Source organism: Pseudomonas sp. KBS0710, from assembly GCF_005938045.2.
Taxonomy (GTDB): domain Bacteria; phylum Pseudomonadota; class Gammaproteobacteria; order Pseudomonadales; family Pseudomonadaceae; genus Aquipseudomonas.
Map to the genome: position 1 here is coordinate 3,918,792 of NZ_VCCF02000001.1, position 13,075 is coordinate 3,931,866.

Here is a 13,075-nt window from a genome sequence, read left to right on the forward strand (position 1 = left end):
CGTCAGGCGCCTTCCTTTGCAGTGTCAGCTTTTTCCAGTTCGCCTGCATGGTATTTGATCGCCAGCAACACCAGGGGCACATAAGCGATAACCGCCCCCAGCGCGCCGTCCAGCCCCAGCAGGACCACGCACAGCGCTACCGGCAGTAACCAGAACAGGTTCAGCCCGGCGACAGCGAGTGTCACTGGCAAATGCCGGCCAAATCGCCGCGAAGCAAACTGATAAGCGTGGCTGCGATGTGCCTCGTATACCTTGTCTCCACGCACCAGACGACGTATCAACGTGAACGTGGCGTCCACGATGAATACCCCCAGCAGGATCAGCCATGCCCACAGCAGCGGCGAGGACACCCAGGCCGCCTGGAGCGATAAAACCCCCAGGACAATCCCTAGAAAACCGCTGCCGGCATCGCCCATGAATATCCGCGCAGGCGGAAAGTTCCAGAATAGAAACCCCGCCACCGCCATCGTCAGGGTCATTGGCAGCCACACCAAGCCTGCGTGTCCGCTCACACCGTACAGCAGGCACATGCCCAGGCACGCGCAGATAGCTTCAACACTGGCAATACCGTCGATACCATCCATGAAGTTGTATAAGTTCAGCATCCAAACCAGGTAAAAGGCAGCGAGTACGCTCCCCACCCATCCCAGGTTTGCCGCGAAGCCAAATACGCTTACCTCAGGCAAACCGCCTAACCAGTATAGCGCCCATGCGGAAGCCACAAAGTGCCCGGCCAAACGCCACCGGGCGGCGATATGCCCGTGGTCATCCATAAAGCCGATGATTGCAATCAAGGCACCCGCGCCACCCACGGCCAGCAGGACAGGCATTGAAACGACCTGCCCCCATGCCAGCAAAGGCAAGGCCAACAGGAAAGCGACTACGATCGCTACGCCTCCCCCTCTGGGAGTGGGGACTGTATGGGAGCTACGCGCAATGGGAATATCAATGATGCTATGAGCCAACGCGTAGCGTCGCAACGCAGCGGTCAACACCCACGAAAAAACCCCAACGACGACTACAAACCACCAATATGTCATTGTTTCTTATCACTCATATACTGCGCAGCGACGGAGGCAAGTGCGTTATCCACCGAGACCGGAGGCGACCATTGCAATAAGGTTGCGGCCTTTTGGATATCAACCTGCAGTGAGCCACATAACCGCTGGGACAAGGCCTTTTTGCCCACAAGCCTGGCGGCTGTACTGAGCATCCAGGCGGGGATTGGCAGCAGGCGGGCAGGCCTGCCGAGTGCTGCTGCGGTCCTGCGCAAAAGTTGCGTGGTGGAGAGGTCCTCGCCGTCGCTGACCAGGAAAGTCTGGTTGGCAGCAGCAGGGTGATTGATCGATGTAACAATCAAGTCCACCAGGTTATCCAGCGCCACCAAACTGCGGCGGTTATTGATAGCGCCAAAGGGTAGCGGCACGCCGTTGTCCAACCAGCGCATCATGTTCAAAAAGTTGGCTTTGACGCCTGGGCCGTAGACCAGCACCGGGCGAATGATCACCACGTCCATGCCGGTACGCTCAGCCAGGGCCAGCAACCCCTGCTCCGCTTCCATTTTCGAAATACCGTAGGGATCACTCGGCTCAGGTTTGTCATCCGCCGTATAGGGCTTACCGGGCAAGGTGCCCTCGCCGTTGACCTTGATCGAACTGATGAAGATAAAGCGCCGCACGCCAGCCTGTGCCGCCTGCTCCGCAAGATTCAACGTGCCCTGCACATTGACCTTGCGAAAGGCCGCCAATGGGTCCGCTTCGACATCGTTCATGACATGCACACGCGCCGCGCAATGAACCACCGCATCGATGCCAACACAGTTTGCGTGCCAGTCAGTGGTGTCAAACGCGTCAAACCAAACCGTGTGAGCCGCGTTCTCAGGCGCATTGGCGCCATGCCGAACGGCTGCGGTGACACTGACGCCATCCATCACTAAACGGCGCAACACCGCGCTGCCAACGAAACCGCTGGCGCCCGTCAACAAAACAGATTGCGACATCATTGCTGTTCCTTACGTAATGTTGCCTCGCGAAACAGCGTTTCCAGACGAGTCAACAACGTTAGCTTGGAATAATTTTCAAGATAGTACCGCCGGCCTGATGCGCCCATTTCCTTGCGCTGCTCCCCATCGAGCACAGCCAATTTCGCGGTTATTTCAGCCAAGGCAGTTGCATCACCTGACGGGCAACACAACCCGGCGCACGCAGCTTCGATAACACGCGCGGCTTCGCCATTGATCATGCCCAGGATCGGCTTGCCCGACGCCAGGTAGGCCTGCACTTTGCCGGGGATGGTTTTCTCAAATACATCGTTGGTTTTGAGCGAAACAAGCAGTGCGTCTGCGCAAGCAAACAAGCTGGGCATTGCCTCCAGCGGATGGCGCCCCAACAAAAGCACATTATCCATACCGCGCGTACGCACTTCATTGGCGAGCCATTCACTCATACGGCCATCGCCCACAATCACCCAACGGACCGAGACCGTACCTGCCAGTGCGCGAGCAGCTTCAATGATCGCGGGGAAATCCTGCGCCTCTCCCAGGTTACCTGCAAAAAGCACGGTGAAAACCGAGTCATCTCGGTCAAGTAACGCGGAGGTCGGTTGCGCCGTGCCAGAGAAATCGTCCTCAGCCCAACTCGGGAAATACACCAGACGATCAAGGGCAATGCGCTTGGTGCAGTAGCCCTTTACGTTTTCAAGGAAACCATGGGACTGCAGCAGCAAGTAATCAGCACGATTGTAAATCCAGGACACCATTCGCCCAACGGTCTTCAGCAATATCGGGTTGCGTACAACACCTACCGCCCGCAGGGTTTCAGGCCATAAATCCAATACCCAGATGAACACAGGGGCGCGTTTGATCCGGCCGAGTACCACCGCAGGAATAGCAGCCATGACCGGTGAAACGGCATAAACGAACACGGCGTCATAACGCTCTGAGCGTAACTTCCAAGGCCCCAACAGCGATGCCGAAATAAAAAACGAGGCATAGTTCAACATCAGACTAATGCTGCGCTTACCACGCGGCACCAGAGGCACACGGACTACTTTCGCACCTGCATATTCAGCAAACTTCTGCGGCGCTGCACGATAACTGCTATAGACACTGCCTTCGGGGTAGTTGGGGAGCCCTGTCAATACCGTAACGTTATGCCCCTTCTCGGAAAAATCACGCACAAGATCATTAATACGCATATTTTCCGGCCAAAAATATTGCGTAACGACGAGTATATTGAGTTTACGATCAGGCATTGACATAAACTCGATTAGTAGCGTTTCCAGACTATCCGATTCACATAATCAGTATAGCTGTGAATAATCCGAGCTACTTTTTCGGAAACATTCGGCATGCTGTAATCAGCCACCTGACGCAAGGTCCTATTATCTTCGGTCCCCTGCCCTTCCAATACGCTCAGTCCTTGAAGCACTCGATTAACTTCCAGTCCAACCATCATCACTGCAGCTTCTTCCATCCCTTCCGGGCGCTCGTGAGCTTCACGAATGTTCAGTGCCGGAAAGTTAAGTATTGATGACTCTTCGTTAATCGTTCCGCTATCAGACAACACCGCCTTCGCGGTCAACTGCAATTTGTTATAGTCCTTGAAACCCAACGGCTTGAGCAACTTGACGTTCTTATGGAAGACGATACCCATGGCATCTACGCGTTTTTGCGTGCGAGGATGGGTGGACACGATCACCGGGAAGTCATACTGCGCAGCCACGGTATTGAGCACATCCGCCAACTTCAAAAAGTTCTTATCCGAGTCTATATTTTCTTCACGATGAGCACTGACGACGAAGAACTTGCCTTTTTGCAGGCCCAGTCGCTCCAGTACGTCCGAAGCCTCAATACCTTCACGGTAGTGAGTCAGCACTTCAAACATCGGGCTACCGGTTTTAATCACCATGTCTGGAGACAGGCCTTCGCGTAACAGGTAATCACGTGCAATGGTGCTGTAGGTCAGGTTTATATCCGCCGTGTGGTCAACGATGCGACGGTTAATCTCCTCCGGCACCCGCATATCAAAGCACCGATTGCCGGCCTCCATATGAAACGTCGGAATCTTGCGGCGCTTGGCAGGGATCACCGCCATACAGCTATTGGTATCCCCCAGCACCAGCAGCGCTTCGGGTTGAATCTCCGCCAGCACACGGTCGACCGAAATGATGACATTGCCAATCGTCTCCGCCCCACTGGCGCCGGCCGCGTTCAAAAAGTGGTCCGGTTTACGAATGGCCAAATCCTGGAAAAAGATCTCATTGAGCTCGTAATCGTAGTTTTGGCCGGTGTGCACCAGGACATGATCACAATGCCTGTCAAGCGCATCAATAACGCGCGACAAGCGAATGATTTCAGGGCGGGTACCCACGACCGTCACAACTTTCATTTTTTTCATAACTGGATGCTCAAGATTATAGTTAGGCTTCAGTGCCGACCGCCATTGAGAAGGTGTCCGGATGCTCACGGTCAAAAATCTCATTAGCCCAGAGCATAACGATCAACTCGCTGTCACCCACATTGGTCACGTCGTGAGTCCAACCCGGCACCGTCTCGACAATCTCGGGCTCTTCTCCCGTGGTGAACAACTCGTAAAACTCACCCGAGACAATATGTCGGAACCTAAAGCACGCGTGGCCTTTGATAACCAGAAATTTTTCAGTCTTGGAGTGATGGTAATGGCCACCCCGGGTAATCCCTGGATGGGCGGTAAAGAACGAAAACTGACCCGCATCCGGGGTTTTAAGCATCTCCACAAACATTCCCCGCGGGTCCTCATATTTGGGAACCTTGTAGGTAAAACGTTCGGGAGGCAGGTAGCTCAGGTAGGTGGAGTACAGCGCGCGAACCAGGCCAGTTCCCACACGCTCACTGACCATATTGGTACGGCTGTCTCGAAATGCCGACAGTTGCTCAACCAGGCCGCCAACACTGATGCTGTATTGAGGCTCAACGTTGACAAAGCCCTGAGTGCTGACTTTGCCGTCCATGACCTGGATAAACCGGGTTACCACGTCATCAATATAAACAAGGTTAATCATCGCCTGCGGATCATTGATCTTGATCGGGATATCTCGGGCGATGTTATTGCAGAATGTCGCTACGGCAGAGTTGTAATTAGGGCGTGCCCATTTACCAAACACGTTGGGCAAACGGAACAGGTAGACGGGAACATCCGCAGACGCCTGCAGATTAAGCAGTAACTCTTCAGCCCCGCGCTTGCTGCTGCCGTAAGGGTTATCCAGTTCGGCCTGACTGGATGACGTATACAGTACCGGCACACGCCGACCACTGCTGATGACCGCATTGCAAAGCGCACCGGTCAGGTCCGTATTCCCGGTATTGAATTCCTGCGGGTCAACAGGCCGGTTGACACCAGCAAGGTGGAAAACGAAATCTACCTGCGCCACCAGGCCAGGCAGGCTCGAGAGATCATCGTCGCGAGTAAAGCGTACGACGTCGATATCAGCCCGTTCTCCCAGATGCGCGATGAGATTCTGGCCGACAAAGCCATTGGCGCCCGTGATCAAAACCTTCATTGCTTATTCCTCAGGGGTTGCGTGCTCACCGCGCTGAATGGCACGCATGAAGTCCAATTTCAACAAAAGCTTTTCCATGCCGGCAACGTCCAGCCGCTCGGTGTTGTGAGAATTGTAGTCTTCGGTTCTGGAAATTCTGGTCTCGCCCTGCTCTACGAACTTGGCGTAATTGAGGTCGCGCAAATCAGGTGGAATGCGGAAGTATTCGCCCATGTCTTCAGCGCACGCCATCTCTTCACGGCTGAGCAGCGCTTCAAACAGCTTCTCGCCATGGCGGGTACCGATCACCTGAATCTCATGCTCAGGCTTACCCACCATGGCAGTCAGTGTCTTGGCCAATACTTCCACAGTGGCAGCTGGCGCTTTTTGCACAAACAGATCACCGTTGTTGCCATGTTTAAACGCGTAAAGCACAAGGTCCACGGCGTCGGCGAGCGTCATCATGAAACGCGTCATGTTCGGGTCAGTCAGGGTCAACGGCAGGCCAGCGCGGATCTGCTCAATGAACAACGGGATCACCGAACCACGGGATGCCATGACGTTGCCGTAACGTGTACCGCAAATGACGGTCTTCGTTTCATCAACGTTGCGCGACTTCGCGACCATGACTTTCTCCATCATCGCCTTGGAGATCCCCATGGCGTTGATAGGGTATACAGCCTTGTCGGTACTCAGGCACACGACACGCTGAACTTCGTTCTGGATCGCCGCCTCGAGCAGGTTCTCGGTCCCCAACACATTGGTCTTGACCGCCTCCATGGGGTGGAACTCGCACGACGGGACTTGTTTTAGCGCGGCGGCGTGAAAAATGTAATCGACGCCACGGGTTGCGTTCAGCACGCTCTGATAATCTCGAACGTCACCGATGTAAAATTTTAGTTTGGAATTTGCGTAGCGCTTACGCATGTCATCCTGTTTTTTTTCGTCGCGACTGAAAATTCGGATTTCGGTAATATTGGTATCCAGAAAGCGCTTAAGAACAGCGTTACCGAAAGAGCCGGTACCACCAGTAATGAGCAGCTTTTTTCCTTCAAACATAACGTTCTCCTTTAATCCTTTCTAATAACTTACGTACCTGTACGCCAGGCATTTTATTGTCGACGATAAAACTTTTGGCAGAACGCCCCTTTGCCAGAAGCGCCTGATCAGAAAGCCTTGACACCTCGAGCAGCTTGTCCTTCAAGCCATTATCACCCAGCGGGACCACAAAGCAAAACTCGTAATACTCATCGGGAATGCCATCCAGCTTATACATCAACACGGGTGTACCTGATGACATGTACTCGATGACTTTCGAAGGGAATGAGAATTTCGTAAAGGCAGACTCGTTATCCCGAGGGTTGATCAGCAGTTTCGCTTGACGCTGATAATTCAGCACCGCACTACGGTCCAACTGCCCGAGAAATTTCACCTGAGGGTGCGCAGCCGAAATTGTTTCAACATATTTACGATCATCACCATCACCGCAAATTAGCAGTTCGTATTGATCAATACCGGATGCAATAAACGAGTCAAGCAAATTCCTTATGCCATAACGACGGTCCAAGGTCCCCGTATAAAGAAAGTAATTCAGCTTACACTCAGGCTCACCGGCCGATAGATATTTTTCATCCGCAATGCCTTCTATGACCACTTTTTTTGGGGCGCTGTGAAAAACATTCAGCATTTGAGCGGTAATGGCTACGATACTATCTGCGCGATTAACGACAAAATAAGAGACCTTTGAAAGCACATTAAATAGCGACTTCATGAGCCCGGTTCTTACACTCATGTATTCGGGCAAGTCCGGGACGATCACACACAGATGAACGTCCTTTTTTATTCGCTTGACGACATGACACGCCACCAAGAACGGCAGGTGCATTGAATAGCAGACCAACACACAGTCTTTGCCATTATGTTTATTGACATGAGCAATAATCTGCGTGATTGCGAGGACAACCTTATGAATATTCTTGACCACTGAAAGGTTCAAGAAACCTACATTGAAGACGGTTGCGCGCCCCAGCACCTCAGTACTTTGCAATGGCCGAAAATACACATCGCCGTATCGCTTCGGGTAAGCGCCAATGAAGGGCAAATTAATCACAGATACAGACTGCACGCTCTCATTCTGGCAAAACCCATCGAGGTAGTTTTTTTGTAGCGTGTCCGCGGCGTATTGCATAGTGCCCTTGGACTTGCGGGTGATTTGCCCCTTGTCCAGCTCGGTAAAAATCCCACCCAAGAACAAAATATTCACACAGACCTCACTTAAAAAAACGTCGAAAGATGTACGGCTGCACGCAAACACCTTCTACAGCGCTCTGGCTGATACCTCAGTTTAAAAACAGATTGTTTTTCCACATGGCAATATAGGTGCCTTGGGCAACAGGCACGAGGAAAAACAGCACCAGATAGCCACCAAACACCACCACATACGATAACAAAAACAGGTAGTTGCGGCGCTTTATAAACAGCGAGTTGGCACAATGCAAAATATTGAAGAAAATAATCACTCGCAACAACCGGATAAAAATCTCAGACTCAAAATACAGCACAAGAAAGAACAATGAAAAAATATTCAAATTCAGAATGAAGGCGAGTTCTTTATCGCGCCCCATCGAACAGTCTACTCTGCTGAGACTCTTCCGTTCCCCCATCACCGCCAGTACGAACAAGACAAACGATACGAGATGAGTAAGGACGTTCGCCAGTATACTCTTCCAGGTCGTATTATAAAAATTAAAATGGCTTGCCACGCTGTCCGGCAGGGGCACCACGTACCGGGCGACTACATAGCATGCTATGAATGTCAGGTAGCATAGGAAAAATCTCCCAAGCGGCACCACCCGGTCCAGCGGCATAAAAACAAACACCATGAACATCAATGATGATTGATGCATCGCTGTCGCCAGCATGATTAGCAGCGCGTATTTAACCCGGCAATACTTATGCCCTTCAAAGAGGACAATCATGGCCTGCAAGAAAATAGCAAAGGCCAGAAAGTTTCGCATCAACACAAAGTCGAGCGAGAAAAAGCACACCATGTAAATAAGAATAGACAGAAACGGCGACACTGTTCGTTTGACGATATACCTAAAGACCAGGAACAGCGTGACCAGTGAAATCAAGATCTGGAACGACTGAAATGAAAGGCCGGACTGGCTGGCGAGTATATTCAGATAACCATAACCTACCTCACCGCCCCAACTGGCATAGGTATCACGCGTATGGTAGTACAGCTCATACGCATCCCTGTCGCCGTTCCAGGAGTTCCAGCCATAGAGCCCCCACATTATCAAAAACACCAATAATGCCAGGAAGATCGACAGTGATCGTTTTTTGTACATCCGCATCACTTCCCGAAAAATCGACTCTTTAGAAAGCTTACTATACTTTGGGTTTTCTTGATTCCAAGGCGCTCCCGAATGAACCGAGAGGTTCTGGAGCGCAACGAAAAGAACCCAGGATTCAATATTATTTTCGCAACAGGCACTTCAAAACCCACGTCAAGAAGCACACTCTGTGGGTGCTTCAACGGAAACTCCATTGCCTTGGTCTGAATCCCGCAGAACCGCTCCACCATCACGTCTGCCAAGCTATTACCGCCATGCGTGGAATCATTATCAACGCCAATGTTCTTTATCTGGTTATACTTTGGCACCACGGCATAAACGTTATGCACACGCATCGAAAAGCTCATCTGGTAATCCCAGGAGTAAAACTTTCCGCGCGTCGCCTTGGCGTCCAGCTCATATTCGAAGTTGTACTTGTCCTGGTAGTACAGCTTCTTATAAAGGTACTCGCCTTTAATTCGCTCCTGTACGTACTTATTCTGCCAGAGCGTGAGCTCACCATCATAAAACTTATTGAATTTGTGCGCCCATGACGCCCAACCACACGGCATCATATTCTTGCTGAACACGTAACTGGAGCCGTCGGCAGGCTCGTACTCTTTCAAATAATTTGTACCGCAAATCCACAGTACTCGCGTATCATCTTGATACTTAGCCAATACCTCTTCACAAAACTTGAAAAACGACAGCTCCGGCAAATTATCATCTTCGAGAAAAATAGCAAACTTTTCGCGCTCAAAGACCCACTTTGCACCTTCGGCGATGTTTGCATAAACCCCTATATTCTCGTGCTCATATTTTTTTATGACCTCACAATCCCATGTGATCGCACCCTCGATAGCTTCCCTGCATTTCGCAGCCTGCGCCTTCTCCTCTTCGGTACGCCCACCATCGGCCAACAGGTAGAGCCTGGCAGGCGCCACCTTGGAGATCTGCTTGATGACCTCAAGCGGCTTATCTATTCGCTTGAACAGAAACAAAACCACTGGAATATTAAACGGGTCCATATTTTCTCGTACTCCAACTCTCACAGAGGGGTTTTATGATCCAGCAACACACTGGCTGGCAGCCTGACCACACAGCGCATGACGACCTGCCTTGACAGACTAATATCCCTCTACTTTTTTAACCAATGAGTAACTATAGACAATTTCCAGCAGGGCCGAGCTGACAAGCGCCAACACCACGGAATAAACGCTCCAGCTGACCATCAGGTAAGCGGCACAAAAACTATAGAAAGATATCACCGACACCACTTGGTTCCGCAAGACAAGGTCGTAGCGCTGGTGCGGCACATAAATAAAATAGATATGACTGCCTACAATCAAGAATGTCATTATGTTAAAACTCAACATGATCGACAAGTAATAGGCGTCGTGCATGTCATGCACCGACACGAGGTCCACCACCCAGTAACCGCCGACCACCACAGAAAGAATACATAGCAGCCCGACAAAGAACTCTATCTTGATCACCTGACTGACTACATTTTTCTTGGCTTTCTTTACCATGATGGGAAACAGAGCAGCGTTTATATTAGAGGCCAATAAACTGGGCACCGAAAATATTTTATTCGCCAGGTCATAAATAGCCAGCTCTTTCATCCCAAAGAAAGAGCCAATAATAATCTCAACACTTTTCTGCTTAAGTGTATTTGTCGCCGTCGACCAAAAAAACGGCTGAACCTGCTTAAGCAACTGCTTCAGATGTGAGAATAATGGCCACCTCAACGCTTGACCGCTCATGTGGACAGCCACAACAAATGCCACAGCCGACGCAATCACATTGGTGAAGACCACAATGGCTGTATAAACTGCTATATCGCCCTCGCCGCTGATGGAAAAATAGATCAGCGGCAGAGAGAGCAATTTAAAAGATAGCTGGATCAACGTCAGTACTTTCATTTTCTGCAAACCATGAAAGTACCAGGTCGGCAAGAATATACACGACAGGGTATTGGCAAAACATAAAAAAAACAGTGCGCTGTTGGATCTTAAAAAATCAATATTCAACACCAACGCGACGAACACAATCAGCGCCAACACCTCCAACAACACCTTCGCCAGCGTCACTGAGGACAACAACGAGGCATGTAAATGCCTGTCGTCCTGACTCAACGAGACGAGTTTGGCGGCATGCATATCAAAACCAAAATTTATGAACACCATAAAATAGGTTGCAATACTTGTGGCAAACACGAACAACCCATAATTATCAACACCCACCGTATTAATGACAAACGGGTAGATCAGGATATAAAAGAACGAGTTCATGACTTGCAAAATAGTCATATGGGAATAATTACTGATTACTCTCATATTTTGCTGTAGTAGTATTTTTATAGCAGCAAAATTCAACCAACACCTCACAAAGTTTTAACCACCTCAAAGCCCCCTTCAACTCAACGCCCAAGGCTGCTGAAATCGCCGGGTCAAGCCTGAAGGAAACCTATACCGGAAATCAACTAAAACAAAGATTTTTCCCGTCTAAGCAGGCATAGCTCAGGCAAAGCCTCCAATGAGCAGCCCCGCACTCGATGGAGTAGTAGAACATCCAACCTCGGTAACATTTTGTCAGGAAAAGCTGAAAGCTGCTGCCTATACGCATTAAGCGTACAAAGAAACCACTCAACGGCTTAACGGCCTACTCCTTGAAAAGATATTTCCGACTGGCCGCGCAATTATACCCTTCAGCCCATGCTGCTGCAGCCAGCATGACTTCCGGTTAAGTAGGCAGAAGGGTAAGAGTGTAGCAGGCGATTCAGAGTATCCGCGCCTAATGTGTAAAGAAACGGGCAGCAATACCCGCCAGACAGGGTTAAACCTGCTCCGTAAGCATCAAGGTGCCATCATCAAGAATTGCGAATATGGAAGAATCGATTATGCACAGGTATAGGAATCGTGCATAAGCTGATAGATGCTGTAAGCATCCGCTCCAGGAAGGAACTGCGTGGTTGCCATGCAAGTAGTTTGAATATACAGCCATCAACCTACACCCTCCACATATCACTTGGGGCGAGGCCCACATGATGGGTGTAGATAAGAACAGAAGGACTAACGCTCCAACGACTTCGACCGACGCCGACCGTTAACGCGCAACAACACACCAAGTACAGGGCCGATGACCATCCCTACGATCAAGGACAGCACCATGAACACAGATATCGGCATCTGCATGGTGGACCACCCCAGGAACGAAACAGAGACCGCTTGCCGGTTTTCCAGCACAAAGCCCAAAACCACCAGCGCGACAATCAGCACCGATAAGACCAGAACAACGCGCTTAACCCCACGCATAATTTACTCCTACCTCAAAAAGACTCAGACGCCTTCTTCCTCGTCTTCGTTCACACGATCGCGCAATTCCTTGCCCGGCTTGAAGTGAGGCACAAACTTACCGTCAAGGCTGACGGATTGCCCGGTTTTCGGGTTGCGACCAACGCGCGGCGCGCGGTAGTGCAGGGAGAAGCTGCCAAAACCACGGATCTCAATGCGGTCTCCGGTAGCCAGGCATTGGGACATCTGTTCAAGCATAGTCTTGATAGCCAGCTCTACATCCTTGGATGAAAGCAGCCCTTGATGGGTGACAATTCGTTCGATCAACTCCGACTTCGTCATATTTTTCCCTTCTTTTTCAAGCAGCTAGGAAAAGCGCTTCGAAGGTTTTAGCATGACTTGATGAATTTGAACAGCCCACCCGCCAACTTATCTGCGGCACCCATGGGTACCCGCAACACATGCCTGACCCGCTCATTTACAGATCACCAGCATGGTGCGAGTGACAGCGCCAGCAGGGTTCCAGCCGAACAGGTAGTCGCCCTCCTCGTCCTTGGCGTCACTGGAACGGGTGATGACCTTGTAGCCCTGCATCTTGCACTCACGGGCGGCGCGCTTCTCACACTTGTCCCAGTTGCTGCCAAGCCCCGAACAGTCGATCTCGATGCCGCTGACCCCGCGCTTGGCGTGGGTTATGGCACTGGTGGCGGTGCAGCCTGCAAGCAGCGCTACTGCGAAGAATACGATGAGCCTGTTCATTCAAATCCTTATTGAAACAACGACACGGCGGAGCCTGTGTTAAGAACTCCTGTGTTAAGAACTATAGTCAGCTCTGACACTGGGCTGCACAGCTTGGTTCTAACTTGTTGATTCAACGAATTTCAGGCACAAAAAAGGGCGACCGAAGTCGCCCTTTTTCTATGG

General features: G+C 50.9%; 13 protein-coding genes. All 13 read right to left on the reverse strand.

Going from position 1 to position 13,075, the window contains the following annotated elements:
* Positions 1 to 2: 2 nt before the first annotated feature.
* The 13 genes from FFI16_RS17800 to FFI16_RS17860 all read right to left on the reverse strand — a co-directional run bounded on the left by FFI16_RS17800 (position 3) and on the right by FFI16_RS17860 (position 12,910).
* Entirely contained in the window at positions 3 to 1,040 is a 1,038-nt protein-coding gene (locus FFI16_RS17800) for a glycosyltransferase family 4 protein (RefSeq protein ID WP_138816129.1), read from the reverse strand.
* A complete protein-coding gene (locus FFI16_RS17805; RefSeq protein ID WP_138816130.1) occupies positions 1,037 to 1,999 on the reverse strand; it encodes an SDR family oxidoreductase in 963 nt (320 codons plus the stop codon). Before FFI16_RS17805 ends, FFI16_RS17800 begins: the two co-directional genes overlap by 4 nt.
* Positions 1,999 to 3,252 carry a glycosyltransferase family 4 protein gene (locus tag FFI16_RS17810; protein ID WP_138816131.1) on the reverse strand — a complete coding sequence of 418 codons (1,254 nt, stop codon included), beginning with the start codon at positions 3,250 to 3,252 and terminating at the stop codon, positions 1,999 to 2,001. The genes FFI16_RS17805 and FFI16_RS17810 overlap by 1 nt, the downstream gene beginning before the upstream one ends.
* A 14-nt stretch (positions 3,253 to 3,266) precedes the next feature.
* The gene (gene wecB / locus FFI16_RS17815) at positions 3,267 to 4,397 is read right to left on the reverse strand and encodes a non-hydrolyzing UDP-N-acetylglucosamine 2-epimerase (RefSeq protein ID WP_138816132.1); all 1,131 of its coding nucleotides are present in this window, start codon (positions 4,395 to 4,397) and stop codon (positions 3,267 to 3,269) included.
* A 22-nt stretch (positions 4,398 to 4,419) separates the two neighbouring features.
* Entirely contained in the window at positions 4,420 to 5,538 is a 1,119-nt protein-coding gene (locus tag FFI16_RS17820) for an NAD-dependent epimerase/dehydratase family protein (protein ID WP_138816133.1), read from the reverse strand.
* A gap of 3 nt (positions 5,539 to 5,541) precedes the next feature.
* Complete coding sequence (locus FFI16_RS17825; protein ID WP_138816134.1) at positions 5,542 to 6,576, reverse strand: polysaccharide biosynthesis protein; 1,035 nt, start codon at positions 6,574 to 6,576, stop codon at positions 5,542 to 5,544.
* Positions 6,569 to 7,780, reverse strand: coding sequence for a glycosyltransferase (locus FFI16_RS17830; RefSeq protein ID WP_138816135.1), 1,212 nt, complete (start codon positions 7,778 to 7,780; stop codon positions 6,569 to 6,571). The genes FFI16_RS17825 and FFI16_RS17830 overlap by 8 nt, the downstream gene beginning before the upstream one ends.
* 76 nt (positions 7,781 to 7,856) lie before the next feature.
* Positions 7,857 to 8,870, reverse strand: a complete 1,014-nt coding sequence (locus FFI16_RS17835) for an EpsG family protein (protein WP_178112690.1) — start codon at positions 8,868 to 8,870, stop codon at positions 7,857 to 7,859.
* Between the two features lie 5 nt (positions 8,871 to 8,875).
* A complete protein-coding gene (locus FFI16_RS17840; RefSeq protein ID WP_138816137.1) occupies positions 8,876 to 9,883 on the reverse strand; it encodes a glycosyltransferase family 2 protein in 1,008 nt (335 codons plus the stop codon).
* 99 nt (positions 9,884 to 9,982) lie between these two features.
* The gene (locus FFI16_RS17845; protein WP_178112691.1) at positions 9,983 to 11,167 is read right to left on the reverse strand and encodes an oligosaccharide flippase family protein; all 1,185 of its coding nucleotides are present in this window, start codon (positions 11,165 to 11,167) and stop codon (positions 9,983 to 9,985) included.
* Between the two features lie 762 nt (positions 11,168 to 11,929).
* Positions 11,930 to 12,172, reverse strand: coding sequence for a LapA family protein (locus FFI16_RS17850; protein ID WP_138816139.1), 243 nt, complete (start codon positions 12,170 to 12,172; stop codon positions 11,930 to 11,932).
* A gap of 24 nt (positions 12,173 to 12,196) precedes the next feature.
* A complete protein-coding gene (gene ihfB / locus FFI16_RS17855; protein WP_003218804.1) occupies positions 12,197 to 12,493 on the reverse strand; it encodes an integration host factor subunit beta in 297 nt (98 codons plus the stop codon).
* 132 nt (positions 12,494 to 12,625) lie between these two features.
* Positions 12,626 to 12,910 carry a hypothetical protein gene (locus tag FFI16_RS17860; RefSeq protein ID WP_138816140.1) on the reverse strand — a complete coding sequence of 95 codons (285 nt, stop codon included), beginning with the start codon at positions 12,908 to 12,910 and terminating at the stop codon, positions 12,626 to 12,628.
* Between the last annotated feature and the right edge of the window lie 165 nt (positions 12,911 to 13,075).

Bases quoted from the DNA above. Each gene is read 5' to 3' on its own strand.
- FFI16_RS17850 (WP_138816139.1), bottom strand. From the start codon at position 12,172: ATGCGTGGGGTTAAGCGCGTTGTTCTGGTCTTATCGGTGCTGATTGTC.
- wecB (WP_138816132.1), bottom strand. From the start codon at position 4,397: ATGAAAAAAATGAAAGTTGTGACGGTCGTGGGTACCCGCCCTGAAATC.
- FFI16_RS17805 (WP_138816130.1), bottom strand. From the start codon at position 1,999: ATGTCGCAATCTGTTTTGTTGACGGGCGCCAGCGGTTTCGTTGGCAGC.
- ihfB (WP_003218804.1), bottom strand. From the start codon at position 12,493: ATGACGAAGTCGGAGTTGATCGAACGAATTGTCACCCATCAAGGGCTG.
- FFI16_RS17845 (WP_178112691.1), bottom strand. From the start codon at position 11,167: ATGACTATTTTGCAAGTCATGAACTCGTTCTTTTATATCCTGATCTAC.
- FFI16_RS17840 (WP_138816137.1), bottom strand. From the start codon at position 9,883: ATGGACCCGTTTAATATTCCAGTGGTTTTGTTTCTGTTCAAGCGAATA.
- FFI16_RS17825 (WP_138816134.1), bottom strand. From the start codon at position 6,576: ATGTTTGAAGGAAAAAAGCTGCTCATTACTGGTGGTACCGGCTCTTTC.
- FFI16_RS17860 (WP_138816140.1), bottom strand. From the start codon at position 12,910: ATGAACAGGCTCATCGTATTCTTCGCAGTAGCGCTGCTTGCAGGCTGC.
- FFI16_RS17800 (WP_138816129.1), bottom strand. From the start codon at position 1,040: ATGACATATTGGTGGTTTGTAGTCGTCGTTGGGGTTTTTTCGTGGGTG.
- FFI16_RS17835 (WP_178112690.1), bottom strand. From the start codon at position 8,870: ATGTACAAAAAACGATCACTGTCGATCTTCCTGGCATTATTGGTGTTT.
- FFI16_RS17820 (WP_138816133.1), bottom strand. From the start codon at position 5,538: ATGAAGGTTTTGATCACGGGCGCCAATGGCTTTGTCGGCCAGAATCTC.
- FFI16_RS17810 (WP_138816131.1), bottom strand. From the start codon at position 3,252: ATGCCTGATCGTAAACTCAATATACTCGTCGTTACGCAATATTTTTGG.